The 26,227-nt window shown below is 63.7% G+C and carries 24 protein-coding genes; 7 read left to right on the top strand and 17 right to left on the bottom strand.

Going from position 1 to position 26,227, the window contains the following annotated elements; translation table 11 throughout:
* Positions 1-4 precede the first annotated feature (4 nt).
* Positions 5-1,312, bottom strand: a complete 1,308-nt coding sequence (locus tag A6723_RS30395) for a sorbosone dehydrogenase family protein (protein ID WP_054907609.1) — start codon at positions 1,310-1,312, stop codon at positions 5-7.
* A 355-nt stretch (positions 1,313-1,667) separates the two neighbouring features.
* Here A6723_RS30395 and A6723_RS30390 point away from each other — a divergent pair, with 355 nt between their 5' ends.
* Both A6723_RS30390 and A6723_RS30385 read left to right on the top strand, forming a co-directional pair.
* Entirely contained in the window at positions 1,668-3,392 is a 1,725-nt protein-coding gene (locus A6723_RS30390; RefSeq protein WP_054907608.1) for a Na/Pi cotransporter family protein, read from the top strand.
* 96 nt (positions 3,393-3,488) lie between these two features.
* Positions 3,489-4,523 (top strand): AraC family transcriptional regulator, encoded by a 1,035-nt coding sequence (locus A6723_RS30385; protein ID WP_054907607.1) that lies wholly within the window; start codon positions 3,489-3,491, stop codon positions 4,521-4,523.
* A gap of 70 nt (positions 4,524-4,593) precedes the next feature.
* Here A6723_RS30385 and A6723_RS30380 read toward each other — a convergent pair whose 3' ends face one another.
* On the bottom strand, positions 4,594-5,550 hold the full coding sequence (locus tag A6723_RS30380) for an NAD-dependent epimerase/dehydratase family protein (RefSeq protein WP_054907606.1): 957 nt from the start codon (positions 5,548-5,550) through the stop codon (positions 4,594-4,596).
* A 206-nt stretch (positions 5,551-5,756) separates the two neighbouring features.
* On the opposite strand from A6723_RS30380, the gene A6723_RS30375 reads away from it, so the two are divergent.
* Complete coding sequence (locus tag A6723_RS30375; protein ID WP_054907605.1) at positions 5,757-7,130, top strand: pitrilysin family protein; 1,374 nt, start codon at positions 5,757-5,759, stop codon at positions 7,128-7,130.
* 23 nt (positions 7,131-7,153) lie between these two features.
* Here the strand turns inward: A6723_RS30375 and A6723_RS30370 are convergent, their stop codons facing one another.
* Together A6723_RS30370 and A6723_RS30365 are read right to left on the bottom strand one after the other, a co-directional pair.
* A complete protein-coding gene (locus A6723_RS30370) occupies positions 7,154-7,705 on the bottom strand; it encodes a GNAT family N-acetyltransferase (RefSeq protein ID WP_054907604.1) in 552 nt (183 codons plus the stop codon).
* Positions 7,706-7,829: 124 nt separating this feature from the next.
* Positions 7,830-9,119, bottom strand: coding sequence for an MFS transporter (locus A6723_RS30365; protein WP_054907603.1), 1,290 nt, complete (start codon positions 9,117-9,119; stop codon positions 7,830-7,832).
* A gap of 420 nt (positions 9,120-9,539) precedes the next feature.
* Here A6723_RS30365 and A6723_RS30360 point away from each other — a divergent pair, with 420 nt between their 5' ends.
* Positions 9,540-10,190 (top strand): S1C family serine protease, encoded by a 651-nt coding sequence (locus A6723_RS30360; protein WP_233296842.1) that lies wholly within the window; start codon positions 9,540-9,542, stop codon positions 10,188-10,190.
* On the opposite strand, the gene A6723_RS30355 is transcribed toward A6723_RS30360, so the two are convergent.
* Together A6723_RS30355 and gltP are read right to left on the bottom strand one after the other, a co-directional pair.
* Positions 10,172-11,401 carry a nucleoside recognition domain-containing protein gene (locus A6723_RS30355; RefSeq protein WP_054907602.1) on the bottom strand — a complete coding sequence of 410 codons (1,230 nt, stop codon included), beginning with the start codon at positions 11,399-11,401 and terminating at the stop codon, positions 10,172-10,174. The genes A6723_RS30360 and A6723_RS30355 overlap by 19 nt on opposite strands.
* A gap of 108 nt (positions 11,402-11,509) precedes the next feature.
* Positions 11,510-12,859 carry a glutamate/aspartate:proton symporter GltP gene (gene gltP / locus A6723_RS30350; RefSeq protein ID WP_054907601.1) on the bottom strand — a complete coding sequence of 450 codons (1,350 nt, stop codon included), beginning with the start codon at positions 12,857-12,859 and terminating at the stop codon, positions 11,510-11,512.
* Between the two features lie 665 nt (positions 12,860-13,524).
* Here gltP and A6723_RS30345 point away from each other — a divergent pair.
* On the top strand, positions 13,525-14,184 hold the full coding sequence (locus A6723_RS30345; RefSeq protein WP_054907600.1) for a DUF3313 domain-containing protein: 660 nt from the start codon (positions 13,525-13,527) through the stop codon (positions 14,182-14,184).
* Between the two features lie 189 nt (positions 14,185-14,373).
* On the opposite strand, the gene A6723_RS30340 is transcribed toward A6723_RS30345, so the two are convergent.
* From A6723_RS30340 to A6723_RS30320, 5 genes are all read right to left on the bottom strand, one after another.
* A complete protein-coding gene (locus A6723_RS30340) occupies positions 14,374-14,844 on the bottom strand; it encodes an inhibitor of vertebrate lysozyme family protein (protein ID WP_054907599.1) in 471 nt (156 codons plus the stop codon).
* Between the two features lie 40 nt (positions 14,845-14,884).
* Complete coding sequence (locus tag A6723_RS30335) at positions 14,885-15,046, bottom strand: DUF1328 domain-containing protein (protein ID WP_017518828.1); 162 nt, start codon at positions 15,044-15,046, stop codon at positions 14,885-14,887.
* A 174-nt stretch (positions 15,047-15,220) separates the two neighbouring features.
* Positions 15,221-15,538: a hypothetical protein gene (locus A6723_RS30330; protein WP_054907598.1), complete on the bottom strand. Its 318-nt coding sequence runs from the start codon at positions 15,536-15,538 to the stop codon at positions 15,221-15,223.
* 278 nt (positions 15,539-15,816) lie between these two features.
* Complete coding sequence (locus A6723_RS30325; protein WP_054907597.1) at positions 15,817-16,251, bottom strand: PA2169 family four-helix-bundle protein; 435 nt, start codon at positions 16,249-16,251, stop codon at positions 15,817-15,819.
* Positions 16,252-16,283: 32 nt separating this feature from the next.
* Positions 16,284-17,138 carry a BON domain-containing protein gene (locus A6723_RS30320; protein ID WP_054907596.1) on the bottom strand — a complete coding sequence of 285 codons (855 nt, stop codon included), beginning with the start codon at positions 17,136-17,138 and terminating at the stop codon, positions 16,284-16,286.
* 227 nt (positions 17,139-17,365) lie between these two features.
* On the opposite strand from A6723_RS30320, the gene algB reads away from it, so the two are divergent.
* Positions 17,366-18,712 carry a sigma-54-dependent response regulator transcription factor AlgB gene (gene algB, locus A6723_RS30315; protein ID WP_054907595.1) on the top strand — a complete coding sequence of 449 codons (1,347 nt, stop codon included), beginning with the start codon at positions 17,366-17,368 and terminating at the stop codon, positions 18,710-18,712.
* A gap of 2 nt (positions 18,713-18,714) precedes the next feature.
* Positions 18,715-20,502: a KinB sensor domain-containing domain gene (locus A6723_RS30310; protein WP_054907638.1), complete on the top strand. Its 1,788-nt coding sequence runs from the start codon at positions 18,715-18,717 to the stop codon at positions 20,500-20,502.
* Here the strand turns inward: A6723_RS30310 and A6723_RS30305 are convergent.
* The 6 genes from A6723_RS30305 to atpG all read right to left on the bottom strand — a co-directional run bounded on the left by A6723_RS30305 (position 20,499) and on the right by atpG (position 26,222).
* Entirely contained in the window at positions 20,499-21,281 is a 783-nt protein-coding gene (locus A6723_RS30305) for an N-acetylmuramoyl-L-alanine amidase (RefSeq protein WP_054907594.1), read from the bottom strand. The two genes, A6723_RS30310 and A6723_RS30305, sit on opposite strands and share 4 nt — an antisense overlap.
* A gap of 22 nt (positions 21,282-21,303) precedes the next feature.
* Positions 21,304-21,891: a MarC family protein gene (locus A6723_RS30300; RefSeq protein ID WP_017518835.1), complete on the bottom strand. Its 588-nt coding sequence runs from the start codon at positions 21,889-21,891 to the stop codon at positions 21,304-21,306.
* A 118-nt stretch (positions 21,892-22,009) separates the two neighbouring features.
* On the bottom strand, positions 22,010-23,377 hold the full coding sequence (gene glmU / locus A6723_RS30295; RefSeq protein WP_054907593.1) for a bifunctional UDP-N-acetylglucosamine diphosphorylase/glucosamine-1-phosphate N-acetyltransferase GlmU: 1,368 nt from the start codon (positions 23,375-23,377) through the stop codon (positions 22,010-22,012).
* A 111-nt stretch (positions 23,378-23,488) separates the two neighbouring features.
* Positions 23,489-23,914, bottom strand: coding sequence for a F0F1 ATP synthase subunit epsilon (locus A6723_RS30290; protein ID WP_017518837.1), 426 nt, complete (start codon positions 23,912-23,914; stop codon positions 23,489-23,491).
* Positions 23,915-23,954: 40 nt separating this feature from the next.
* Positions 23,955-25,331: a F0F1 ATP synthase subunit beta gene (gene atpD, locus A6723_RS30285; RefSeq protein ID WP_045213787.1), complete on the bottom strand. Its 1,377-nt coding sequence runs from the start codon at positions 25,329-25,331 to the stop codon at positions 23,955-23,957.
* A gap of 30 nt (positions 25,332-25,361) precedes the next feature.
* Positions 25,362-26,222 carry a F0F1 ATP synthase subunit gamma gene (gene atpG, locus A6723_RS30280; protein ID WP_017518839.1) on the bottom strand — a complete coding sequence of 287 codons (861 nt, stop codon included), beginning with the start codon at positions 26,220-26,222 and terminating at the stop codon, positions 25,362-25,364.
* Between the last annotated feature and the right edge of the window lie 5 nt (positions 26,223-26,227).

Here is a 26,227-nt window from a genome sequence, read left to right as displayed (position 1 = left end):
CGATTCACTTCAGGGTAGCCGGGCGCAGCCGCCACACGGTGTTGCCCACATCATCGGCCACCAGCACGCCGCCAAACTTATCCACAGCGACGCCGACAGGACGGCCCATGGCTTCTTCCTGGTCGTTGACGAAACCGTCCAGCACCGTCACCGGCTGGCCGTTGGGCTTGCCGCTGCCGAAGGGGATGAACACCACCTGGTAACCACTGCGTGGCTTGCGGTTCCACGAGCCGTGCTGGCCGATGAACACGCCGCCACGATAACGCTCCGGCAGCAGGCTGCCCTGATAGAAGGCAAGGCCGAGGGAGGCGGTGTGTGAACCCAGGGCGTAGTCGGGCACCAGGGCCTTCTGCACCATGTCCGGGCGCGGCGGCTCGACGCGTTTATCCACATGCTGGCCGAAGTAGCTCCAGGGCCAGCCGTAGAAGCCGCCGTCCTTCACCGAGGTCATGTAGTCGGGCACCAGGTCGTTGCCCAGTTCGTCGCGCTCGTTCACGGCTGTCCACAGCGCGCCGGTGTTCGGCTCCCAGCCCAGCCCATTGGGGTTGCGCAGGCCGGAGGCGAACACCCGCACGTTACGGTTGGAGAGGTCGATCTGCAGGATCGCCGCACGGTTCTTCTCCGCGTCCAGCCCGTTCTCGCCGACGTTGCTGTTGGACCCCACGGTGGCGTACAGGTAACGGCCGTCAGGGCTGGCGAGGATGTTCTTGGTCCAGTGGTGGTTGATCGGCCCGCCCGGCAGGTCGACGACCTTTTCCGCCGGTGCGCTGATCGTCGTCTCGCCAGTCTTGTACGGGAAGCGCACCACGGCATCGGCGTTGGCCACATACAGCCAGTTATCCACAAGCGCCATGCCGAAGGGCGAGAACAGGCCTTCCAGCAGCACGCTGCGCTGTTCCGGCACGCCATCGCCATCGGCGTCGCGCAGCAGGGTGATGCGGTTGGCGCTGGGTACCGAGGCCCCGGCCTTGGCCATGACCTTGCCGGCGACCCAGTCCTTCAACCCGCCGGACTCTTCCTTGGGCGGTGCCGAGCTTTCCGCCACCAGCACATCGCCGTTGGGCAGCACGTAAAGCCAACGCGGGTGTTCCAGCTTGTCGGCGAAGCGCTGCACCTCCAGGCCTTCAGCAGCACGGGGCATCTGCCCGGCGGGCCAGCCGGTGGCGGTGGCGATGTTGACGGTGGGCAGCACGCTGCTCTGGGGTTCGGGCAATTGCGGTTGAGGTCCGGTGCCGGCGGTGAACGGCAGCGCCGACTTGTCGCCGCAACCGGCCAACGCCAATACGATCAGGAGGGGGAACGACCTACGCATGCGACTTCTCCTCGGCCTGTGGCGCATCCATGTCGATTAGCACTTCTGTCAGCAAATGGTTAGGCAGTCTAGACATATCCGCCCGCCGATCCGTGCGAAATAACCGATGCAAAGCCTCTCGCACCCGTGTTTGATCGGCTTTACTGACAGACAGGAATCCCGGCAAATCAGAGATTTGGCGAACCCTCAGGGAAGAACGAGGGTCTACCATGACAGTCTTGTGACAATCGCCTGAATGCTGCCGTGTCCTTCTCGGCCCTCCGCGCTGTCTGTACGGAGCCGCGGGCGAGGTCGTTACAGGGTCCGTCGACGGACGCTCCGCCCGCGGGCCCATTTGCGTGCAAGGGGGCCCGACATGCTCAAACTGCTCGATCTGCTCTCTGCCGTCGCCCTGTTGGTGTGGGGCACTCACATAGTCCGCACCGGCATCCTCAGGGTCTACGGCAGTAATCTGCGAAAAATCCTCAGCCGCAGCGTGGAAAAGCGCCCGCTGGCCTTCGCCGCCGGCATCGGTGTCACCGCGCTGGTGCAGAGCAGCAATGCCACGGCGCTGCTGGCTACCTCCTTCGTCGCCACCGGGCTGATGGCCCTGGCGCCAGCGCTGGCGATCATGCTCGGCGCCGACGTCGGCACGGCGCTGATGGCGCGGGTGCTGACCCTGGACCTGTCGTGGCTGTCACCGCTGCTGATCTTCTTCGGGGTGGTCTTCTTCCTCGGCCGACAGAAGTCGCGCCTGGGCCAGCTCGGCCGGGTGTTCATCGGCCTGGGGCTGATCATCCTGGCGCTGCAGCTGATCGTCGCGGCGGCGGAGCCGATGACCCAGGCCAAGGGCGTCAAGGTGCTGTTCTCCAGCCTCACCGGCGACGTGATGCTGGATGCGCTCACCGGCGCGCTGTTCGCGATGATTTCCTATTCCAGCCTGGCAGCCGTGCTGCTTACCGCGACGCTGGCGGCCTCCAAGGTGATCTCGCTGAAAGTGGCGCTGTGCCTGGTGATCGGCGCCAACCTGGGCAGCGGCATCCTGGCGATGATCAGTGCCTCCTCGCAGAACGCCGCCGGCCGCCGCGTGGCGCTGGGCAGCCTGCTGTTCAAGGTTGCCGGCTGCGCCCTGGTGCTGCCGCTGGTCGGCCCGCTGGCCGACTGGATCGACCACTGGCAGTTCAGCACCGCCGAACTGGTGATCGCCTTCCACGTGCTCTACAACACCACCCGCTGCCTCGCCTGCCTGCCGCTGACCGGGCAGATGGCGGCCTTCTGTACGCGCATCATGCCCGACCGCCATTCGCCGGAAGATGTCGTGCGCCCGCGCCACCTCGATCCCGGCGCGCTGGACACGCCGAGCCTGGCGCTGGTCAATGCGGTGCGCGAAACCCTGCGCATGGGCGATATCGTCGAGCAGATGCTGAACAACCTGATGCAGGTTATCCACAGCGGCGACCCGCTGCTGGGCAAGGAGATCCGCAAGCAGGACGACGACGTCGACGCCCTCTACACTGCGATCAAGCTGTACCTGGCACGCATGCCCCGCGAAGACCTGAGCGAAGCCGACAGCCGTCGCTGGGCGGAGATCATCGAACTGGCGATCAACCTCGAGCAGGCGGGCGACATCATCGAGCACATGCTCGGCGCCGTGCAGGACAAGAAGACCTCGCGCAGCCGATCGTTCTCCGACAATGGCCTGGAAGAGATCACCGTGCTGCACGGTCAATTGGTGGCCAACCTGCGCCTGTCCCTGTCGGTGTTCCTCAATGGCGACCAGGAAGGCGCCAAGCGCCTGCGTCGTGCCAAGCAGCGTTTCCGCCTGCAGGAGCGGCGCTTCGCCCACTCGCATGTCGACCGGCTGCGCCAGCAGGTGGTGCAGAGCATCGAGACCAGCTCGCTGCACCTGGACCTGATCAGCGACATGAAGCGCTTGAACTCGCTGTTCTGCGCCATCGCCTATGCTGTTCTGGACAACCCGGATGCCAGCAGTTCGGCAATCACTGAACCTGGGGAAGACGATGACTTCGTCGAACGCGAAGTCGAAGCGGTACAGGATCAGCAGCGGCCGGCTCCGCCCGGCTCCAGCGCGACGGGTTGACGGCCAGGGACTGGGCGAGCGCTTCGTCGGAGCGTTCGCCTGCCCCTACAAAGTCCTGATATCACGACGCCCAGGGTTCGGGCAGAATCCGCCGCCATGGAAGCATGCACTCAATCCCAACGCCCTCCCTCGGTCAGCGCCAGCCTGACCCAGGCCATTCTGCTGGCGGCCGTGCGTCTCGGTATGAACCGCGATGCGCTGCTCGCTGCCAGCGGCATTCAGGAATCCCAGCTCAGCGATCCGGATGCGCGTATCGACTTCGCGCTGCAGGAGCGCATGTGGCAGGTGATCCAGTCCGACCTGAAGCACGATGAGCCCGGCCTGGCCATGGGCCGCGCCCTGTCGCCGGCATCCTTCAGCGCGCTGGGCTATCTGCTGCAGTCGAGCACCACGCTGGGCGACGCCCTCGAGTCGGCCATGCGCTACCAGCGCCTGGTTGGCGAAGGCGGCCAGGTGGCCATCGAGGCGCAAGCCGAGATCATCTGGGTGACCTACCGCCCGCTGAGCCCCGAGCCGCCAGCGACTCGCGCCCGCGCCCTGGCGCTGCTGGGGTTCTGGGCGCGCCAGCTGCGCGCCCTGCTCAGCGGCCTGCAACTGGCCGGCTGCCGCTTCATGCACAGCCAGCCGGAGAATCTCGGAGAATATGAAAAGGCCTTCGGCTGCCCTCTGCAGTTTGAAGCGCCTGACTATGCCATGGGGCTGCCCAGGGCACTCATCGACGCACCACTGCCCCAGGCCAATCCGCCGTTGCGCGACCTGCTGCGCCAGCACGCCGAAGGCCTGCTCGCCCGGCTGCCCAGCGCCAGCATCAGCGGCCGTGTCGTCGCCCTGCTGGGTGAGCAACTGGCCCGCGGGGAACCGGGCCGCGCGTCGGTTGCCAACGAACTGGGCCTGAGCGAGCGCACGCTGCAGCGCCGGCTGGCGGAAGAAGGCAGCAGTTATCAACAGCTGCTCGCCGACACCCGCCGGCAGTTGGCCGAACGCTACCTGGGCGAAGGCAACCTGCCGGCCACGGATATCGCCGCCCTGCTCGGCTATTCCGAACCCAGCGTATTCTTCCGTGCCTTCCGTCACTGGACCGGACTGACACCGGGCGAGTACCGCCAGCGGAGGCGGCAGTCAGGGAGTTAGCCGGCATCGACAAGCAGCGGCCAGCAAGCTTTTCAACAGACTTGTCTACAAGATATCCACAGCCAGAGATTCAGCCGTTCGGTCCCCGCGCGGCGAGATAGGCCAGGAAGGCCTCGCGGCTGGAATAGCGCGGCTCGTAGCCGAACTCTTCCTTCAACCGGCGATTGTCCAGCACTGGCCGATAGCGCAGGTAGTCCACCTGCTCCGGGCCGAAGCGCGACAAACCCAGCGGCTTGAGCAGCCCCAGCCCCATGCGCATCAGGCCTGCAGGCATGGACCGATAGGGTTTGTTGAGCAGGCCGGCGATTTCGCGCAAGGACAACGCACCATCGCCGGCGAGGTTGTAGATGCCCTCGCTACCGCGTTCCAACCCCTGGCGGATCACGTTCACGACATCCTGGTCCCAGATGAACACGAAGCGGCTGCGGTGCCCCAGCACGCCCACCATGGTGGGCCGGGCAAAGAGTTCACTCAGCGGGTTATGCACACGTCGACCAAGGATGGTGCCGGGACGCAGGATCAACTGCTTGAGCTGTGGATAACGTTTCCGCGCATCAGCCAGCAGTTGTTCAATCTCCTGCTTGCAGCGCGCATGGAGCAGTTGGGGGTGTCCGCGCAGCGGATGGGATTCGTCGATCCATTCGGCGTTGTCGCGGTGGAAGCCATAGGCGACGCCGGAGCTGGTGACTATCAGTTGCTGGACGCCGGTCTGCCGTGCCGCCTCGATCAGCGCGCGAGTACCACCGACTTCGATGGCATGCAGCTTCTGCGGGGTCATTTCCCGCGGCGGGTTGACCACGGCGGCGAGATGGACGATGGCGTCCGGTCGCCATTGTTCTACGCACGCATTCACCTGCGCAGCCACACCCAGGTCCAGCGCAACCGGCTCGATGTTGGGTCGCAGGCCCTGGGTATTGATGCGCCTGACGTCTCCAGCGATCAGCGTCCAATCCAGGTGCTGCACGGCCAGTTCATTGAGCAGGCTCTGCCCCAGAAAGCCAGCGGCGCCGGTGATCAATACGCGCATGAAACCTCCAGATCGCTCGGGCATGCAGCGAACTTTGGGCTATTGAAGGGGTGCGTGCTTGCAGCGTAGTTCCACTGCGCCAGCACCGACAGTGACCTCACAAGCCAGCCCCATGACCAAAGATGCCACCCGACAAAGGTTGAACGCGGTGGGTTCACGTCGGTCAATCCGCTATCCTCACGGCTTTGCGTCCAGGCTCACCGCTCATGCGTTGGTTGTTCGTCCCCCTGCTGTCCCTGCTGCTCAACACCTGGTCCCTTGCCGACCAGCGACAGACGGTCGAGGCCTATCAGCTGGAGAACGGCATGGGCGTGCTGTTCAAGCCCACCCGCGAAAAGGGCCACGTGTCGATCCGCCTGATCGTCGGCGTTGGCTTCAGTGATTTCGCTTGCCGTGACCGGCAGCTTCCGCACCTGATGGAGCACCTGTTCTTCAGCGGCCTGGATGGCGGCGACGAAGCCGACCTGGAAGCGCGCATGCAGGCCCTGGGCGGCCAATGGAACGCCTACACCAGCGAGGGCGACACCGCTTTCGTCGTCGAATCCCCCGCTACCACCCAGCGCCAGGTGCTGGACCTGCTGCTGGAAATCATCACCCGCACCCAGCTCGACCAGCGCAGGATCGACTCCGCCAAACAGGTGCTGGTGCGCGAGGACGGCGGCCATTATTCGCACCTGCAGCGCTGGCTGGACCACCAGAACGTCAGCCGCGCCGGCCAGGAACAGCTGGCCGTGGAACTGGGGCTGTCGTGCGACGAGCGCGCGCCTGTGGATAACCTGACCCAGGCCCAGCTGGAGCAGTTGCGCAAGGACTGGTACGTCCCCAGCAACATGACCCTGATCATCGTCGGCGACCTCGACCCGCGCCTGCCGGTCTACCTGGGCCGTACCTACGGCGCCCTGGTCGATCACGACACCCCGGAGCGCCGCGACCTGCCCCAGATGAAAAAGGGGGCCGAGCGCCAGCGCAGCCTGACCACCGGGTTGTTCGGCGAAAGCGCCGTACTGCACTGGATTTTCCCCGAGCCAGCGGAAGCCGACGGCGCCACGCTTGACCTGCTGCAGGCCTACCTGAACGATGCGCTCTACACCGAGCTGCGTGTACGCCGGGAGCTCTCCTATGGCCCCTGGAGCGAACGCACCGCCTGGGCCAACCAGGGCTTCATGAGCCTGAACGCCGATGTCGAGCGCGATCAGGAGAAGGTGACCCAGCAGGCCCTGAAGGACCTGGTGGACAAGATCCGCCACGACGGCCTCGACCCACAGCGCTTTGCCCGCATCCAGCGCGTGGCGCGCGCGCAACTGGCCTGGAGCACGCCGGGCAACTCGACGCTGGCGGATTACTACTGGGGCGCGCTGGCGGACTTCGACGACGGCAAGTTCCCCGACGAGGACAAGCGTCTGGCAAGGGTCAGCCTCAAGCAAGCCAACGACGTGGCGCAGCAGCTGTTCAAGGACGAGGGGTATCTGCGTATCGAGAAACCGCTGCTGGACGACGATATGGTCTATCCACTGGCAGCGCTGGGCGCGCTGCTGTTGGCGGTACTGGTCGGGCTGGCGCTCTGGCGCCGGCGGGGCTGATTACCCGCCGGGCCGGATAAGCCTCAGAGGGCGAGGCGGCGGATGACCTGGCAGGAATCGTCCGGGTCGACCTGGGCGCGGAAGCCCAGCTCGCGGGCCATGTCGCGCATGTCGCGGTCCATGGACGAGTCGATCGAATACATCTGGTGGAAACCATTGCGCTTGGCCACGTCGATCAGGTGGCGCATCAGTGCGAGGCCGAGGCCCAACTGCTTGAACTCGTCGGCGATGGTCACCGCACATTCGCACTGCTGGTTATCCACAGCCGCATAGCGGCTGATGCCGACTTCGCGCAGCTCACCGTCCACATGGGTCAGGGCGATGAAAGCCATGGTGGTCTGGTAGTCCACGTCCATCAGGCGATCGAGCAGTCTGTCGTCGATCTTCACTTCTCCGTGGAAGCGGAATTTTCGGGTCATGGGGGACAGGCGCTCGAGGAACAGACGCTCGCGCTCGCGGTCTTCCGCGCGCAACGGTCGGATCAGCACATGGCTGCCGTCTTCGAGGGTTTCTATCCAATGATCGGCGCCAACAGCCCCGAGGGCTGCGAGCTCGGCGGTGGGGTGGGTGATCATGTCGCGTTCTCCGCTGGAGAAGAGGGATTGGGTTGACCCTATCCTTCTCCCGCGCGGTCCGGGCAAGCCTGACTTGAGTCAATGCCGCCCGAAACCGCGCTGGGGCAGAACGTCGCAGAGGGTCTCAGACCCCAGCGGCCAGCGCCCCTTCCCGCGCACGGGCGCCCTTGCGGAATAGCACCAGGGTGGCGAGCAGGCCCAGGGCCGCCGCGCCACTGAGCCAGATTCCCGGCGCGGCCTTGTTGTCGAGGGTGTGGATAAGCCAGGTGCAAACCGCCGGGGTGAAGCCGCCGAAGGTCGCAGTCGCCAGGCTGTAGGCCAGGGAGAAGCCGGTGGTGCGTACATCGGCCGGCATGATCTCGGTGAGCGCGACGACCATCGCACCGTTGTAGCTGCCATAGAGGAAGGACAGCCACAGTTCCACTTCCAGCAGGCGAGCGAAGCTGGGCTCCGCCACCAACCAGGACAACATCGGGTAGGCGGTGACCAGCGCCAGCACGGTGGCGGCCAGCAACAGCGGCTTGCGGCCGATGCGATCGGACACCGCCCCCATCAGCGGCAGCCAGATGAAGTTGGACAGGCCCACGCACATGGTCACCAGCAGGCTGTCGAAGTCCGACAGGTGCAGTTCGTTCCTGCCGAATGTCGGGGTGTAGGCGGTGATCAGGTAGAACGACACGGTGGTCATTACCACCATGGCAGTGCCGGCCAGCACCAGGCCGAAGTTCTGGCCGATGGAGCGCATCACCTGGCCCAGGGTCGGACGATGCTTGCGCTGCTGGAACTCCGGGGTTTCCTCCAGCGAGCGACGGATGATGAACAGCGCGGGGACGATCAGGCAGCCAATGAAGAAGGGCACGCGCCAGCCCCACTCGCCCATGTCCTGCGGGCTCAGCCAGTGGTTGAGGATCACGCCCAGCAGGCCGGCAAACACCACGGCGACCTGCTGGCTGGCCGACTGCCAACTGACGAAGAAGCCGCGCTTGCCCGGGGTGGCGATTTCCGCGAGGTAGACCGACACACCGCCCAGCTCCACGCCGGCGGAGAAGCCCTGCAGCAAACGGCCGAACAGCACCAGCAAGGGTGCTGCGACACCAAGAGTGGCGTATCCCGGAACAAAAGCGATCAGCAGGGTGCCCATGGCCATCAGGCCAAGGGTAATGATCAGGCCCTGGCGGCGACCGTGGCGGTCGATATACGCGCCAAGGAAGATGGCGCCCAACGGGCGCATCAGGAAGCCGGCGCCGAAGGTCGCCAGCGACAACATCAGCGAGGCGAAGGGGTCGTCGCCGGGGAAGAAGGTCTTGGCAATGGCGGTGGCGTAGAAGCCATACACCATGAAGTCGTACATCTCGAGGAAGTTGCCACTCACCACGCGGAAGACGGCTTTGGCTTTGGAATTGTTCGAGGCCATGGGGACATCACTCAGGCTGACACACGGGAAATTTCCACGAGGGAAATCGACAGTCGCCGTCCGGGTGGATCGGGGCAGTGGTATTTGTAACCCTATGTGTAATGACCGCCATCAGACAATCGAAAAATGGCTGAAAGGTGTGAATTACATGGGTTTGAAAGTTTCGTGAAAGCTTCGATGCTGTTCGTCGGCAAAAACCATCAACGTCTTGACAGTGACAAATGGCTACTTGGTTTTTTGACACACTAGTTTATTCCTGAAACTTTACATCAACTTCCTTCAGAAACTTCCTAGGAAACTTTCGCCATATAAGATTATTAACAAGCTATTTTACTGATTAATAAATCCTAATTTTATATAGGAATTTTCTTTCAATAATCATTAACTTTTCCCACAAATTAAACGGAAAAGGCTAATGATATGAAATGGAGTTTCCTGCTCATCCTGACATTGACAGGATGCAATGGCTGGGTATCGCCGGAAACCGACAGTCGCTTGACCGAGCGGTACTTTCAGGTCCTGTCAGGCCCGCCGCTGCCCGGCCTGCTGGTTGCTTCCGCGGTGCAGTGGAACGCCGACTACGCAGTGACCGCCGCCCACACCCCTTTTCTGATGAACCAGGCGTACCGCTGCAGCACCGGTTGCGACCTGCTGTTCATCGCTCACAAGGCTGCGGGTGAAGTTCCGCACTGGCGGGATTTCCGCCCGGGTGAGCGGGTGACTGCCATCGGCAGCAGCACGCTGATGATCCCGGTGAGTTCCCAGGGTCGGGTCTGGCCGGTCCCGTTCATCAACTCCGGATCACAAAGTACCGAGCGCTACGGCGTGCACGATGCCGCGATGGCCAAGGGCATGTCCGGCGGCCCGCTGCTGGCCGGGGATGGCAGCGTGCTCGGGATCAACATCGGCTACCGCGCCGGCTGGACGCCACCGGCGAACCGACCGGAACTGGCCGGAATGGAGCGGCTCAGTGTCTTCGTGCCCTATCAGGTGATCCAGCGCGAATGGCTGCTGTTCCAGGAGCAGACGAAGCGCGGGGCGGCCCGCCAGCTTCAGGCGAAGAACCAGTAGCACACACCGATGGACGCCAGCACGCCGGCCAGGTCTGCCAGCAGCGCGCAACCCACGGCATGGCGTGCACGCTGGATACCAACGGCGCCAAAGTACACAGCCAGCACATAGAAGGTGGTCTCGGTGCTGCCCTGCACGGTGGCGGCTACCAGGGCCGGGAAGCTGTCCACGCCATGGGATTGCATGGTCTCCAGCAGCATCGCCCGCGCGGCGCTGCCGGAGAACGGCTTGACCAGCGCGGTGGGCAGCGCATCGACGAAGCGGGTATCCCAGCCCACGCCCTCGACCACCCAGCGAATGCCGTCCAGTGCCATCTCCAACGCACCTGAGGCGCGCAACACGCCGACGGCGCAGAGCATCGCCACCAGGTACGGCAGCAGGCTCTTGGCAACGTCGAAGCCTTCCTTCGCGCCTTCGACGAAGGTTTCGTATACCGGCACCTTCTTCAGCCAGCCGACCACGAGGAACAGCATGATGATGCCAAACAGCGTCAGGTTGCCCAGCAACGAGGACAGTTGCGCCAGCGCGGTGGCAGACAGCCCGGCGAGCAGCGCCATGAAGGCACCCAGCGCCAGCGCGCCGGGAATCAGGTAGGCCAGCACGACCGGGTCCCACAGTCTCAGGCGCTGCATGACGGCAACGCTGAGCAACCCGACCAGGCTGGAGGCGCTGGTGGCCAGGAGGATCGGCAGGAACACCAGGGTCGGGTCCACCGCGCCCTGCTGGGCGCGGTACATGAAGATGGTCACCGGCAGCAACGTCAGGGAGGAAGCGTTGAGCACCAGGAAGAGGATCTGCGCATTACTCGCAGTGGTGCTGCTGGGGTTGAGCTCCTGCAGCGCCTTCATGGCCTTGAGGCCGATCGGTGTGGCGGCGTTGTCCAGGCCCAGGCCGTTGGCGGCGAAGTTCAGGGTAATCAGGCCGATGGCCGGGTGGCCGGCGGGCACTTCCGGCATCAGGCGGCGGAACAGCGGGCCAAGGACGACCGCGAGCTTTTCCACCAGCCCGGCCTTTTCGGCGATGCGCAGGAAGCCGAGCCAGAGGGTCAGGGTGCCGAACAGCAGCACCATGACTTCCACCGACAGCTTGGCCATGGCGAACAGGCTTTCCACCATGGCGGCGAAGACGGTGGCTTCGCCCCCCAGCAGCCAGCGGGAAAGCGCGGTGACCGCCGCCACAATGAAAAAGCTCAGCCACAGGCCGTTGAGCATGGATCGTCCCCCTTGGAATGGCCCGGATGATAGCGGCACGGGCCCCACCGACGCCAGAAACGACAAGGCCCCGGACGCTGCCGGGGCCTTGTGGATAACCCTTGCGGGTCAGTGCGCGGCGGGGCTTTCCTTGCCATCCGCGCTCTCGCCTTCGAGGAAGGCTTCAACGCGACCGTTCTGCATGGCCTGCCAGTAACGGGCACCTTTCTGCGCGTCGTACACGCCTTCCCACTTGGAGATGACCAGTACCGCCAGGGCGTTGCCGATCACGTTCAGTGCGGTGCGCGCCATGTCCATGATGCGGTCGACGCCGGCGATGAAGGCCAGGCCTTCCAGCGGAATGCCCACGCTGCCGAGGGTCGCCAGCAGCACCACGAAGGAAACGCCCGGCACGCCGGCGATGCCCTTGGAGGTGACCATCAGGGTCAGCACCAGCATCAACTGCTGGCCGATGGACAGGTCGATACCGTAGAGCTGCGCGATGAAGATCGCCGCGATGCTCTGGTACAGGGTCGAGCCATCGAGGTTGAACGAGTACCCGGTGGGCACCACGAAGCTGCTGACCGCCTTCGGCGCGCCGTAGGCTTCCATCTTCTCGATGATGCGCGGCAGAACGGTCTCGGAGCTGGCGGTGGAATAGGCCAGGACCAGCTCGTCCTTGAAGATGCGCATCAGCTTGATGATGGAGAAGCCGAACAGCCGTGCGGCCAGGCCCAGCACCATGAAGGCAAAGAAGGCGATGGCGAAGTACACCAGCACCACGAGCTTGGCCAGCGGCAGCAGCGAGGCGAAGCCGAAGTTGGCCACCGTCACGGCGATCAGCGCGAACACACCGATCGGGGCGTAGCGCATGATCATGTGGGTGACGCGGAACATGGCCTCGGCCACGCCCTGGAACATCTTCACCAGCGGCTCGCGGGTCGGCGCCGGCAGCGAGGACAGGCCCAGGCCGAACATCACCGAGAAGAAGATGATCGGCAGCATTTCGCCACGGGCCATGGCCGCGAAGATGTTCGACGGGATCAGGTTGAGGATGGTCTCGATGAACGCGTGGTGGTGTTCGACTTCCTTGGCGGTCTGCGCGTACTGGGAGATATCCACAGTGCCCAGGGTACTCATGTCGATGCCGGCGCCGGGCTGGAAGATGTTCGCCAGCAGCAGGCCGACCACGATGGCGACCGTGGTGATGATCTCGAAGTAGATGATGGTCTTCAGGCCGATCCGCCCGAGCTTCTTCGCATCACCCATGCCGGCGATGCCGACGATGAGCGAGGAGATGACGATCGGAACGACAATCATCTTGATCAGGCGGATGAAGATATCGCCCGCCGGCTGGAGGATGTTGCTGATCCACCAGGCCTTTTCCGCGCTGAAATGGTTGAGCGCGGCGCCCAGTGCAATTCCGAGTACCAGGCCGATGAGGATCTGCCAGGCGAGGCTGAGCTTGGCTTTGCCCATAGTGAGTCACCCTTGATTCTTGTGGAAGTCGGGGTCGCCGAACCATCGGGATGCCGACGGCCAGCGAAAAAAGGGGCGCATGATTCCGACCCACCCCTTTCCCGTCTAATGCCGGAAACGCCTACCCCATGCACAATCGGCATAGGAAAAGGCATCTGAAACCTTGGTTCCAGGTCGTAAGACCCTTGATTTTCTGCATGACCCAGGTTCCTCGATGCCTGTCACGCAGCGCTCTGCAAAGCCGTCTAGGCTTGGTGCTGATTGGCCATCAATGGCCCGGATTGTTCGGATAAGAAGTCCGCGCGCGCTCACGGGCGGGTTCTTGTTACCGGATGTACGGTCGCCGCCAGGGGACCGTCATGGATGGCCGAGGGCGAGGAAAAGGGCCCTTCGACTGCGAGGCTGGCGGGAAAGCAGGCACTGTGGATAAGTGTCGGATTCCGCTCTTCATTATTGGGATGCCGGACGGCCGTCGATTCGGCCGACGGGGATCGGCGATGCATTTTAGGACGGATCCGTCGGAGTCTGAATTGACCGACATCAGTGAAGTTCGAGCGGGTTCGAGCAAGGGTGCGGATACCCTGCCGCCGCGACAGCCGGGTAAGCAATGGGTTGTTCGATGTGGTGAAAACACAACGCGGTGACACTCTGAATAAGGACGCTCCATGACGCGACGCTCTGTAGTACCCACCCTGCTTTTTGCCGGCGCACTTGCGCTGGCCGGTTGTTCCAGCCAGAAACCGGACGCCTCGCAGTACTCGGGCTTCCTCGGCGACTACTCGCAACTCAAGCCCGCCACTTCGCCCAGTGGCCAGCCGGTGCTGCGCTGGGTCGACCCGAACCTGAAGCTCGCAAACTACAGCTCGGTGCTGGTCGAGCGGCCGGTCTACTACCCGCCGCCCAAGCCGAACGAAAACCTCGATCAGAAAACCCTCAACGAAATTCCCGACTACCTGAAGAAGCAGGTCGAACTGCAGTTGGGCAGCCGCTACCGCATCGTCCAGCAGGCTGACCGCGACACGCTGGTGCTGCGCACCGCGATCAGCGGTGTGGACGTATCGAACGAAGGCCTGCACGCCTATGAAGTCATCCCGATCGCTCTGGTGGTAGCGGCAACATCGACCGCCATCGGCACGCGTGACCAGGACACCGAGGTTTTCGTGGAATTCGAGGCATTGGATGGCGCGACCAGCAAGCCGGTCGCCAAGGTGGTGCGCAAGGGTGCAGGCAAGACGCTGGAGAACTCCAGCACTCACCTCACCCTCGACGACCTGAAGCCGGTACTCGATGGCTGGGCGCGCGACGCGGCCAACTTCAAGCCCTGACCTGTGATGGCGCTCCGGAACCGGTGCGAGCGCGTCGCCCCGGTTCCGTACGCCTTGCCTGACCCAGCCCGCTGACGCGGAGGTACTCCCTGTACCCCTAGGTCGCTCAAGACATGGCGCATCCCGAACGTCCCGGCCCCCTGGCCATGCGTACGCCGTAATGGCGACGCGGTATTCGAAATCGGTGCATCAATACCAGTTGGGATCGCTCTTGAGCTGGTCGTCGAGGATCCGTTTCACCGAATCGTCCGGCTCGCCGAGCCAGCGGAAACTGGCGTGCTTGCTCGGCGACTTGTCCGCCGGCAGGTTCTCGGGAACCTTCACGTACAGCGCGTAGGCCTTGTCCTTGTCCCAGGTGAAGGCCACGTACAACCGTTCGGCGGCGCAGTTGTGCTGCTCGCACAGCTGACCCACCAGATACTTGTCACCCTGCTCGTCCACCGCCTGCATCGGCGTGGCGGTGCCGCTGAGGTTCATCACCCAGTCCGGCAGGCGGCTCTCGTCCTTGACTACCGATTGCCAGGTTTCACGGTACTGCTCGTCAGTGGCGATCAGCTCGTTGAGGCGGTACTGCGCGTCCTTGTCCGCCTCGGCGGCCAGGGCATTCGCCCCGGCGCCGGCAAGCAGAAGGGACAGCAGGAGGCTGCGGGTAAAACTCATCGGTAAGCTCCTTGCTCGTCTTCAGCCTGATCCGTGGGCATCAACCTCGACGACGACCCATGAAGAACGACACGATGAACAGCACCAGGAAAATCACGAACAGGATCTTGGCGATACTGGTGGCTGCGCCTGCGATACCACCGAAGCCCAGGACTGCGGCGATGATGGCGATGATCAGGAATGTCAGTGCCCAGCTAAGCATGGGGTCTCTCCTCTTCTCGTTGTCGGTTCGGCACCCACTCCAGGTGCCTGCTCCAGTGAAAGCCCGCGGAGTATTCGCAAGGCAGCCTCCGGAAGGCTTTGTCCGCCCGGGCGCTTCCGGGCACTGCGGACGTATCGGGCAGGCCCTCGGCCCGCCGGCGATTCATGAATTCGGTCAGAACACCCAGCCGCCCTGCGGTCGCGCCATCGGCTGCACCTGCGCCTGGGTCTGTGCCTGCGGGGCAGGCAGCACCTGGGGCTGGTTGCGAGCCGGCGCGGTCTGTCGATAACGCGAAGCTTCGCGGTACAGGCCAGGCGTGCTGGAGGTGGTCGGCACGTAAGCGGCCGTAACGCTGGCGGCCTGAGTGCGGGAGACCTGCATCTGCAGCTGCACCTGATTGATCAGCAGCAGCACAAGGGCACCGGCGAAGAAGATCCGGCTCCAGACATCGATTCGTGCGACTTGCACCTGGCTGTTCATTCCGCTGTTCATCCCGTTTCTCCTGCCCGCCTCCGGTCTTCTTGTTCGAGCTTCGGTCCGTTTTCTATCGGACTTTTCGCTCTCGCCGCCGCGGGTGGTTTGTTGACTGGCTTATCAGAGAAATTGCACGCCGCGTGCCAGTCTTGAATTTTCTGTTTTTCCCTTATAAATCAATAACTTGAATATAGTACCAAGGTCCCTTTGAGCTGCATCCTGCACGATGGGGGAGGATTGGTCGTGCGTTTTGCAACCCCGCTTCCAGGGCGCGTCCCTGCGCCCTGTGAACCACGTCACTTCAGCGAGTGCTTGAGCTGGCTCATCTGGTCATGGCAGGCCCGCACCTTGGGCAGTTCGGCACGCAGCAACGCCTGGGTTTCCGGCGTGCCTTTCTCCATGGCGTCCTCGAAGGCATGGAGGATGCGATCCTCGGTTTCCTCCAGCTGGGCGACGTAGGTGGCGCCTTCGTCGCTCGCCAGGGTGGCGCGGGTGTCGGCGTAGACCTGGCGCAGTTTGCCCAGCAGGGTGCCGCCGGTGGCGGGGTCCTCATGGTTGGCGGCAACCTTGCCGGCGAGAGCATTGATCACGTCGGTCTTGGCCTGCGCCATGGACTGGAACAGCCTCTGCAGACGAGCGTCCTTCACTTCCTGGATGGCGTGCTGGTAGAAGCGCTGGCCGTCGCGGGTGATCTCGATAAGTTCGTTGAGCTGACTGGTCATGCGGGACATGGGAGTTACTCCTGCAGGGAAGGGTGGAAGCGTTAGGCGGCTTGGCCGGCCACCTTCAGCGCGGTGGCGTCCACCTCACGCACACCGCGGGTCTTGCGCGCGGAATCGATCAATTGCTGGCGCTCATCGGCGCTCGGTACCTGGCCACTGAGGGTCACCACGCCATCGCGGGTGGACACACCGATGGACAGGCCATCCAGCGCGTGGGCTGAGAGGATGCCGGCCTTGATCTGACTGGTTATCCAGGCATCGCTGACGGCGGCCTGGGCATCGCCGACGGATTTCTCCAGCTTCTGCGTCGACGCGGCATCCGGGTCGACCTTGAGGCGGTTATCCACAGAGGTGACGCCTTCGGTCTGCGCGGCGAGGTGGGCAGCCTGCTGGCTGGCGTCCTCGCTGGCGGCCGTGCCCTCCAGCGTGATGGCGCCGGAGCGACTGGTGACCTTGATATCCAGGCCGTCGGCGCGTTTTTCCAGCAACAGCTTGGATTTCACCTTGGCAGCGAGGGTCGCGTCGTCCCAGCGCTGGACGACGCCATCGTCCTTGGCGGCATCGCCTTTCTGCGCATCCGCCAGGGAGGCATCGACGGCCAGTTGGTTATCCACAGCGCTGATGCCTTCGACACTGCCGGCAATCTGCCCGGCCAGCGCCTTCTGCTCCTCACTGGCGACAGCGCCGGTCAGTTGTGCGCGTCCGTTCTCGACGTCCACCTTGATGGCGTAAGGCTTGAGTTCGCGATTGAGATTGATGGCCGTCCAGATCGAGCCCTCCTGGCGGGCTTCGGCCAACTGGGCAGTGATTCCGGCTTCGGCAGCGTGGCTGGCGAGCGGCTGCAGGGCGAGCAGCGCGGAACCCAGGGCCAGGGCAAGGATCTTCGGGTTAGGCATGGCGGTCTCCGTCCAACGATGTTTCGCTATTGGATTCGCAAGCCCCATGCCAGTGCGTTTTTTAGAATAAAAATCTTGTAATTCAATGTCTTGGGGATTTCATACAGCCCCCCTGACTGTGCACCCTGCCCGAGGGGAGCGAAAGATTCTTGCAACTTGCACGAAAATCCTTGGACTAAGCAAAATCCCACACTTAACAACAACGATTCACACGAGGAAAACGCTGAATGGACGCAACGCCTGAACAGCAGGGCCGCATCCTTCTGGTCGATGACGAGTCCGCCATCCTGCGCTCGTTCCGCTACTGCCTGGAGGACGAAGGCTATAGCGTGGCGACCGCCAGCAGCGCACAGCAGGCCGAGAACCTGCTGCAACGTCAGGTATTCGATCTTTGCTTCCTCGACCTGCGTCTGGGCGATGACAATGGCCTGGACGTTCTGGCGCAGATGCGGGTGCAGGCGCCCTGGATGCGGGTGGTGATAGTCACCGCGCATTCGGCAGTGGACACCGCCGTGGACGCCATGCAGGCCGGCGCCGCCGATTACCTGGTGAAACCCTGCAGCCCCGACCAGCTGCGCCTGGCCGCCGCCAAGCAACTGGAGGTGCGCCAGCTGACCGCGCGCATCGAGGCGCTCGAAGGCGAAATGCGCAAACAGGGCGACGTGCTGGAATCCCACAGCCCGGCCATGGCCGCTGTGCTGGAAACCGCCCGCCAGGTCGCCGCCACCGACGCCAACATCCTCATCCTCGGCGAGTCCGGCTCGGGCAAGGGCGAATTGGCGCGGGCGATCCACAACTGGAGCAAGCGCGCGAAGAAATCCTGCGTGACGATCAACTGCCCGTCCCTGACCGCTGAACTGATGGAAAGCGAGCTGTTCGGCCACAGCCGCGGTGCCTTCACCGGCGCCACCGAAAACACCCTCGGGCGCATCAGCCAGGCGGATGGCGGCACGCTGTTCCTCGACGAGATCGGCGATTTTCCCCTTACTTTGCAGCCAAAGTTGCTCAGATTCATCCAGGACAAGGAATACGAGCGTGTCGGTGACCCGGTAACCCGCAACGCCGATGTGCGCATCCTCGCCGCCACCAACCGGGATCTGGCCGGCATGGTCGCCCAGGGCGCTTTCCGCGAAGACCTGCTCTACCGTCTGAACGTCATCGTGCTGAACCTGCCGCCGCTGCGCGAACGCGCCGAGGACATCATCGGCCTGGCCGAACGCTTCCTGGCGCGCTTCGTGAAGGACTACGGCCGCCCTGCCCGCGGCTTCACCGACGAGGCCCGCGCGCTGCTGCGCCGTTACAACTGGCCGGGGAACGTGCGGGAGCTGCGCAACGTGATCGAACGGGCAAGCATCATCTGCAATCTTGATCTCATTGGCGTGGAACAGCTCGCCATCGGGGAACAAACCGCCAACTCCGCACCGCGCATCGGCGAGGCAATGAGCCTCGAGGAACTGGAGAAAGCCCACATTGCCGCCGTGATGGCCTCCAGCGCCACCCTCGACCAAGCGGCCAAGACCCTGGGGATCGACGCTTCCACCCTCTATCGCAAGCGCAAGCAGTACAGCCTGTGAACTTGCCTATCCCGATGACGCTGCGCACGAGGCTGTTTCTCAGCATCTCCGCACTCATCACGGTAGCCCTGCTGGGCCTGCTGCTGGGCCTGTTCAGCGTGGTGCTGACCGGCCGTCAGCAGGCCCAGCTGATCCAGCGCAACTTCGAAGCCATCGAGGTCAGCCAGCACCTGCGCCAGGCGCTGGGCGACGAACTGGTGCAGGTTCTCAGCGCGCGACCGAGCGCTGAACATCTGGAACTGGCCCGCACGCATTTCTCCCAGGCACTCGAGCGCGGGCGCGCGATGGCGCGTACCAGCGGCGAACGCCAGGCCATGACGGAAATCGCCGACGCCCACCGGCTGTTCGTCGCGGCGACCGACACGCCTGGGCCGGGCCGCCCGGAGTTGCTCGAAGACAGCGACCTCAGCCGCACCCTGGACGTCCTGCGCAACCGTTTGCTGGCGCTGCACCAGGTGGCGATGGAAAACATCAGCAACGACGAACGCTCGGCCCGTGACCGAACCTTGCTGATCAGCGGCCTGCTCGGGCTGATCGGCATCGCCATCCTGGTCGTCGGCTTTATCACCGCCCATAGCATCGCCCGGCGCTTTGGCGCCCCGATCGAGACGCTGGCCAAGGCGGCGGACAAGATAGGCCAGGGGGATTTCGACGTGACCTTGCCGGTCTCCGGCGTCGCCGAGATGTCTTCCCTGAGCCGCCGCTTCGGCCTGATGGCCGAAGCACTGCGCCTTTATCGGGCGAGCAACACCGAGGCCCTGGGCTCAGGGCGCAAGCGCCTGCTGGCAGTGCTGGACAGCATCGATGATGGCCTGGTGATCCTCGATCGGCACGGCCGCATCGAGCACGCCAACCCGGTCGCCACACGCCAGTTGTTCTCCCACGGCGACCCCCAGCGCCAGGACCTCGGCACAATGCTGAACAACCCGGCACTGACCCAGGCAGTGCAGCGCGTGCTGAGTGGCAACCTGCTGGAGGAGACCCCGCAGGACCTGGTAGTGGAAGTGAGCGGCGAAAGCCGGCTGCTCACCTGGGGCATTTCGCCGGTCAGCCATGACGACGGCCGCAACATCGGCGCGGTGATGGTGGTGCGCGATGTCACCGAGCAGCGCGCCTTCGAGCGCGTGCGCAACGACTTCGTGCTGCGAGCCTCACACGAGCTGCGCACCCCCATGACCGGCATGCACATGGCCTTCGGCCTGCTCGCCGAGCGCCTGAAATTCCCCGCGGAATCCCGCGAGCGAGACCTGGTCCGCACCGTGGACGAGGAAATGCACCGTCTGGTACGGCTGATCAATGATCTGCTGAATTTCTCCCGCTACCAGAGCGGCACTCAGAAGCTGGAGCTGCAGCCCTGCGACGTTGCCGACTTGCTTCGCCAGGCGAACCATCGCTTCACCGGGCTCGCCGCGGAGAAGCGCATTGAGCTGGACCTGGAGATCGCCGAGGGCCTGCCACCCATCAACATCGACCGCACGCAGATCGAACGGGTGCTGGACAACCTGATCGGCAACGCCCTGCGCCACACCCCTGAGGGCGGCACCATCCGCCTGCAGGCGCGTTGCCAGGACGAGCGCGTGGCAATTGCCGTGGAAGACAGCGGCGACGGCATCCCGCTCAGCCAGCAGGGGCGTATCTTCGAGCCCTTCGTGCAGGTGGGCCGCAAGAAAGGCGGCGTCGGACTCGGCCTGGCGCTGTGCCGGGAAATCGTGCAATTGCATGGCGGGCGCATTGCCCTGCGCTCGCAACAGGGCAAGGGCTCTCGCTTCTACCTGCTGTTGCCGGTTTAAGAAGTCGGGACGGCCAGCAGCAGAGCTGCGGTTTCCAGATCCGGCTCGCCGTCGAAGCGCGCCGGGCGGAAACGCATCTGAAACGCCGCGATTACGTTGCGGGTTTCGTCATCCATCACGCCATCGAGCGGCACCGCGTAACCGTGGCGTGCCAGCTGCTGCTGGAACCAGACCGGCGCCGGCAGCTGCCCATTCAGCTCGGCCAGCCGGCGCGACAGCTCGCCTGGTTTCGGCCAGGGAATCAGCCCGGCGTCGGCCAGCTTCTTCCAAGGGAACAGCGGGCCCGGGTCGACCTTGCGCTGCGGGGCGATGTCGCTGTGCCCGAGGATATGTTCCGGAGTGATGCCCTGGCGCTTGGTGATGTCCTTGAGCAAGGCAATCAGCGCGTCGATCTGCGCATCCGGATAGGGGTACCAGATCTTGCCACTGGGGGTGTCACGGTAGCCGGGATTCACCAGTTCAATGCCGATGGACGTGGAATTCAGCCATGTCCGGCCTTGCCATTCGCTGGCGCCGGCGTGCCAGGCGCGGCGGTTTTCGCCCACCAGCTGGTAGATGGTCGCCGGGTTGTCGCCGATCAGGTAGTGCGCACTCACCTCGCCGTGGGTCAGCAGCGCCAGCGAACGCGGCAGATCGGCCGAGGTATAGTGGACGATGACGTACTGGATGCGGCTGTCCTGATTCCTCGATACATGCTCGCGATCGATCTGCAGGCCCTTGTCGGCGCAGCCGGCGAGCAGTGTGGTGAGGAGCACGAAGGTCAGGACACGCAGGGTCATGGCAGTTCTCAAGGGGACAGCATCAGGCAGCGATATGCAGGAAGCTGCGCACGTTCTGCAGGAGCATGTTGACGCTGAGCATGATCAGCAGCATGCCCGCCAGACGCTCCACCGCCATCAGCCCGCGTGGGCCGAGGAAGCGCTGGAGGAATGCCGCCTGCATCAGGATGAAGGCAGTCGCGGCCCAGGCCAGGATCACCGCCAGATACAGCTCCCACAAGGGACCAGTGTAGGTGCTGCGCAGGGTGATCAGCATCGCCAGCGCCGACGGCCCCGCCACGGCCGGGGTGGCCAGCGGCACGAACAGTGGCTCATTGTCCGGCATGTCGCCCAGCACGCCCTGGGGCGTGGGGAAGATCAGGCGCATGGCGACCACGAAGAGGATGATGCCGCCGGCAATGCCGGTGGCTTCCTTCGAAAGCCCGAGCCCGGTGAGGATGTGCTCGCCCAGGGTCAGGAACAGCAGCAGCAGACCCAGGGCAAACAGCAGTTCGCGAAGCGCCACCTTCAGACGGCGTTCGGCGGGGACCGACTTGAGGGCAGCAAGGAAGACCGCGATGTTGCCGAACGGGTCGGTGATCAGAAAGATCAGGATGGCGACGCCAAGCATGGCCGGGAAAACTCCAGGGATAACCAGCCACTGCGCCAAGGCGAAACAGGCTGTGGATAATCGATTGACGTCATCGCCCTGTGGATAACGACTTACCCACAGGGCGATGCGTTGTAAATCAGGATTTCTTGATCTTTTCCGGGCGCTTCCAGCCTTCGATCACCCGCTGCTTGGCGCGACCGACGCCCAGGGTGCCGGGCGGGACTTCGGCGGTGATGGTGGAACCCGCGCCAGTTGTGGCCCCGGTGCCGATATCCACAGGCGCCACCAGCGAATTGTTGGAGCCGATGAAAACGTCCTCGCCAATGGTAGTGCGCCACTTGTTGGCGCCATCGTAGTTGCAGGTGATGGTGCCGGCACCAATGTTGGAGCGCGCACCGACTTCGCTGTCGCCCAGGTAAGTCAGGTGGCCGACCTTCACGCCATCCTGCAGGTGTGCATTCTTCAGTTCGACGAAGTTACCCACATGTACCTTGCGCTCCAGCACGCTGCCCGGACGCAGGCGGGCGAACGGGCCGACATCGCTGTCGGGGCCAACATGTGCGCCTTCCAGGTGCGAGTTGGCCTTGATGATCGCACCGCGACGCAGGGTGCTGTCCTTGATGTAGCAATTCGGGCCGATCTGCACGTCGTCCTCGATCTCCACCTGGCCTTCGAGAATAACGTTGATGTCGATGCTGACGTCGCGGCCGACGCTGACTTCGCCACGAACGTCGAAACGCGCCGGGTCGATCAGGGTCACGCCCTGGGCCATCAGGCGGCGCGCCACGCGCTGCTGGAAGAAGCGCTCCAGCTCGGAAAGCTGCAGGCGGTCGTTGGCGCCCTGGGTCTCCATGGCCACCTGCGGCTGGGCAGTGGCCACGCGCAGGCCGTCACCCACCGCCATGGCGATGACGTCGGTGAGGTAGTACTCGCCCTGGGCGTTGGAGTTGGACAACCGCGACAGCCAGCCCAGCAGGCGCTCACGGGGCGCAGCGAGGATGCCGGTGTTGCCTTCGCGGATGGCACGCTGCTCGGGGGTAGCGTCCTTCTGCTCGACGATCGCCTGAACCTCGCCATCGGCACCGCGGATGATGCGGCCGTAGCCAGTGGGGTCGTCCAGCTCGACCGTCAGCAACGCCAGCTGTTCCGGCGTGGCCTGGGCCATCAGGCGATCCAGGGTCGGTTGCTCGATCAGCGGCACATCGCCGTAGAGGATCAGTACGTTGTCTGCACTCAGGAACGGGGCCGCCTGCGCCACAGCGTGGCCGGTGCCCAACTGCTGTTCCTGGATCACGAAATTCAGGTCATCCGCCTGCAGGCGCTCACGCACCAGGTCGGCACCATGGCCAATCACCACATGGATGCGCGACGGGCCAAGGCCACGGGCGGTGTCGATCACATGGGCGAGCATCGGTTTGCCAGCGACCGGATGCAGGACTTTCGGCAGGGCCGAGCGCATGCGGGTGCCCTGGCCGGCAGCAAGAATGACGATTTCGAGAGACATGGGTGGGAGACCGTCCTGGTGAGCGGGATTACCCGCGAGTGGAAAAAGAAAAAGGGTAGCCAAGGCTACCCTTTTCCCATTTGACGCTGAAGTCCCGAAGGACCTCGCGGCTTAGCCGCCGTACTTTTTGCGAACCTGCTGGACCGTGCGCAGTTGCGCTGCGGCTTCGGCCAGGCGGGCTGCGGCGGAGCTGTAGTCGAACTCTGCACCTTTACCTTGCAGAGCCTTCTCAGCTTCCTTCAGTGCGGTCTGGGCAGCCGCTTCGTCGAGGTCGCCTGCACGAATCACGGTGTCGGCGAGAACCTTGACCATGTTCGGCTGTACTTCGAGGAAGCCGCCGGAGATGTAGTACACCTCCTGCTCGCCACCCTGCTTCACCAGGCGGATCGGACCCGGCTTGAGCTCGGTGATCAGCGGCGCGTGGCCCGGAGCGATACCCAGATCGCCCAGGGAGCCGTGCGCTACGACCAGCTCAACCAGACCGGAGAAGATCTCCGCTTCGGCGCTGACGATGTCGCAGTGGACAGTAATAGCCATACCCTTGCCTCACGTAAGCGCCCGTTGCCGGGCGCACGGATTACAGCTTCTTCGCTTTCTCGATGGCTTCTTCGATGCCGCCGACCATGTAGAACGCCTGCTCGGGCAGGTGATCGTAGTCGCCGTTGAGGATGCCTTTGAAGCCAGCGATGGTGTCCTTCAGGGAGACGTATTTGCCCGGCGAGCCGGTGAATACTTCAGCCACGAAGAACGGCTGGGACAGGAAGCGCTGGATCTTACGAGCACGGGCCACCAGCAGCTTGTCGGACTCGGACAGTTCGTCCATGCCCAGGATCGCGATGATGTCCTTCAGCTCCTTGTAGCGCTGCAGAACGTACTGCACGCCACGAGCGGTGTCGTAGTGATCCTGGCCGATGACCAGCGGGTCCAGCTGACGGGAAGTCGAGTCCAGCGGATCCACGGCCGGGTAGATACCCAGCGAGGCGATGTCACGGGACAGTACGACGGTGGCGTCCAAGTGGGCGAAGGTGGTCGCCGGGCTCGGGTCGGTCAGGTCGTCCGCGGGAACGTAGACGGCCTGGATCGAGGTGATCGAGCCTTTCTTGGTGGAGGTGATGCGCTCTTGCAGAACGCCCATCTCTTCGGCCAGGGTCGGCTGGTAACCTACTGCGGAAGGCATACGGCCCAGCAGTGCGGATACTTCGGTACCGGCGAGGGTGTAACGGTAGATGTTGTCGATGAACAGCAGTACGTCACGGCCTTCGTCACGGAACTTCTCGGCCATGGTCAGGCCGGTCAGTGCAACGCGCAGACGGTTGCCCGGCGGCTCGTTCATCTGGCCGTAAACCAGGGCTACCTTGTCCAGTACGCCGGAATCCTTCATCTCGTGGTAGAAGTCGTTACCCTCACGAGTACGCTCACCCACACCTGCGAACACAGAGTAACCGCTGTGCTCCATGGCGATGTTACGGATCAGTTCCATCATGTTTACGGTCTTGCCGACACCGGCACCACCGAACAGACCGACTTTACCGCCCTTGGCGAACGGGCAGACCAGGTCGATTACCTTGATGCCGGTTTCCAGCAGGTCGTTGCCGCCAGCCTGGTCAGCGTAGGACGGAGCGTCGCGGTGAATACCCCAGCGCTCTTCTTCGCCAATCGGGCCCGCTTCGTCGATCGGGTTGCCCAGCACGTCCATGATACGGCCCAGGGTCTTGGTGCCGACCGGGACGGAGATGGCTGCGCCGGTGCTTTCCACGTTCAGGCCACGCTTGAGGCCTTCGGTGGAACCCATCGCAATGGAACGAACCACGCCGTCGCCCAGCTGCTGCTGAACTTCCAGAGTGGTTTCGACGCCCTGAACTTTCAGGGCCTCGTAGATGCTCGGCACGGCATCGCGCGGGAATTCCACGTCGATCACGGCGCCGATGATTTGAACGATACGTCCGCTACTCATGTCTGGTTCCTCTGAATTTTGAACCTGTTCTTACACCGCGGCAGCGCCGCCGACGATTTCCGAGATTTCCTGGGTGATCGCCGCCTGACGTGCCTTGTTGTAGATCAGTTGCAGACCACTGATCAGATCACCGGCGTTGTCGGTAGCGTTCTTCATTGCAATCATCCGGGCCGCCTGCTCACAGGCGTTGTTCTCAACCACGGCCTGGTACACCTGGGATTCCACGTAGCGCACCAGCAGGCCGTCGAGGAGGGCCTTGGCGTCGGGTTCGTAGAGGTAGTCCCAGTGGTGCTTCAGCTCGGCATTGTCCTCGGCCACCAGCGGAATCAGCTGTTCCACGGTCGGCTTCTGGGTCATGGTGTTGACGAACTTGTTGGAAACCACGTACAGGCGATCGATACGACCTTCCAGGTAGGCATCCAGCATGACCTTGACGCTGCCGATCAGATCGTTGATCGACGGCTCTTCGCCCAGGTGGCTGATAGCTGCAACCACGTTGCCGCCATAGCTCTTGAAGAAGGATGCACCCTTGGAGCCGATCACGCAGAGATCAATCTCCGCGCCACGATCGCGCTGCCCGCTCATGTCCTTGACGAGCGCCTTGAACAGGTTGATGTTCAGGCCGCCAGCCAGGCCACGGTCGGAGCTCACCACGATGTAGCCGACGCGTTTTACTTCACGCTCGACCATGAACGGGTGACGGTATTCCGGGTTGGCGTTGGCCAGATGGCCGATCACCTGGCGAATGCGCTCCGCGTAGGGACGGCCGGCCGCCATGCGCATTTGTGCCTTGCGCATCTTGCTCACCGCCACCTTTTCCATGGCATTGGTGATTTTTTGCGTGCTTTTGATGCTCGCAATCTTGCTGCGAATCTCTTTTGCGCCTGCCATTTCAC

This window comes from Pseudomonas sp. AU11447, assembly GCF_001672555.2.
GTDB classification, from domain to species: Bacteria; Pseudomonadota; Gammaproteobacteria; order Pseudomonadales; family Pseudomonadaceae; genus Pseudomonas; species Pseudomonas nitroreducens.
The sequence above is the reverse complement of the archived record's forward strand: the minus strand, read 5'-3'. Positions and strand labels throughout refer to the sequence as shown.

Excerpts from the sequence above, each read along its gene's own strand:
- gltP (WP_054907601.1), bottom strand. The coding sequence starts at position 12,859 with ATGGGCAAAGCCAAGCTCAGCCTCGCCTGGCAGATCCTCATCGGCCTG.
- A6723_RS30365 (WP_054907603.1), bottom strand. The coding sequence starts at position 9,119 with ATGGCCTCGAACAATTCCAAAGCCAAAGCCGTCTTCCGCGTGGTGAGT.
- A6723_RS30330 (WP_054907598.1), bottom strand. The coding sequence starts at position 15,538 with ATGAACAGCGGAATGAACAGCCAGGTGCAAGTCGCACGAATCGATGTC.
- algB (WP_054907595.1), top strand. The coding sequence starts at position 17,366 with ATGGACGCAACGCCTGAACAGCAGGGCCGCATCCTTCTGGTCGATGAC.
- A6723_RS30345 (WP_054907600.1), top strand. The coding sequence starts at position 13,525 with ATGACGCGACGCTCTGTAGTACCCACCCTGCTTTTTGCCGGCGCACTT.
- glmU (WP_054907593.1), bottom strand. The coding sequence starts at position 23,377 with ATGTCTCTCGAAATCGTCATTCTTGCTGCCGGCCAGGGCACCCGCATG.
- A6723_RS30300 (WP_017518835.1), bottom strand. The coding sequence starts at position 21,891 with ATGCTTGGCGTCGCCATCCTGATCTTTCTGATCACCGACCCGTTCGGC.
- A6723_RS30395 (WP_054907609.1), bottom strand. The coding sequence starts at position 1,312 with ATGCGTAGGTCGTTCCCCCTCCTGATCGTATTGGCGTTGGCCGGTTGC.
- A6723_RS30305 (WP_054907594.1), bottom strand. The coding sequence starts at position 21,281 with ATGACCCTGCGTGTCCTGACCTTCGTGCTCCTCACCACACTGCTCGCC.
- A6723_RS30340 (WP_054907599.1), bottom strand. The coding sequence starts at position 14,844 with ATGAGTTTTACCCGCAGCCTCCTGCTGTCCCTTCTGCTTGCCGGCGCC.
- A6723_RS30325 (WP_054907597.1), bottom strand. The coding sequence starts at position 16,251 with ATGTCCCGCATGACCAGTCAGCTCAACGAACTTATCGAGATCACCCGC.
- A6723_RS30290 (WP_017518837.1), bottom strand. The coding sequence starts at position 23,914 with ATGGCTATTACTGTCCACTGCGACATCGTCAGCGCCGAAGCGGAGATC.
- A6723_RS30380 (WP_054907606.1), bottom strand. The coding sequence starts at position 5,550 with ATGCGCGTATTGATCACCGGCGCCGCTGGCTTTCTGGGGCAGAGCCTG.
- A6723_RS30390 (WP_054907608.1), top strand. The coding sequence starts at position 1,668 with ATGCTCAAACTGCTCGATCTGCTCTCTGCCGTCGCCCTGTTGGTGTGG.
- A6723_RS30360 (WP_233296842.1), top strand. The coding sequence starts at position 9,540 with ATGAAATGGAGTTTCCTGCTCATCCTGACATTGACAGGATGCAATGGC.
- A6723_RS30370 (WP_054907604.1), bottom strand. The coding sequence starts at position 7,705 with ATGATCACCCACCCCACCGCCGAGCTCGCAGCCCTCGGGGCTGTTGGC.
- atpD (WP_045213787.1), bottom strand. The coding sequence starts at position 25,331 with ATGAGTAGCGGACGTATCGTTCAAATCATCGGCGCCGTGATCGACGTG.
- A6723_RS30385 (WP_054907607.1), top strand. The coding sequence starts at position 3,489 with ATGGAAGCATGCACTCAATCCCAACGCCCTCCCTCGGTCAGCGCCAGC.
- A6723_RS30355 (WP_054907602.1), bottom strand. The coding sequence starts at position 11,401 with ATGCTCAACGGCCTGTGGCTGAGCTTTTTCATTGTGGCGGCGGTCACC.
- A6723_RS30375 (WP_054907605.1), top strand. The coding sequence starts at position 5,757 with ATGCGTTGGTTGTTCGTCCCCCTGCTGTCCCTGCTGCTCAACACCTGG.
- A6723_RS30320 (WP_054907596.1), bottom strand. The coding sequence starts at position 17,138 with ATGCCTAACCCGAAGATCCTTGCCCTGGCCCTGGGTTCCGCGCTGCTC.
- atpG (WP_017518839.1), bottom strand. The coding sequence starts at position 26,222 with ATGGCAGGCGCAAAAGAGATTCGCAGCAAGATTGCGAGCATCAAAAGC.
- A6723_RS30335 (WP_017518828.1), bottom strand. The coding sequence starts at position 15,046 with ATGCTTAGCTGGGCACTGACATTCCTGATCATCGCCATCATCGCCGCA.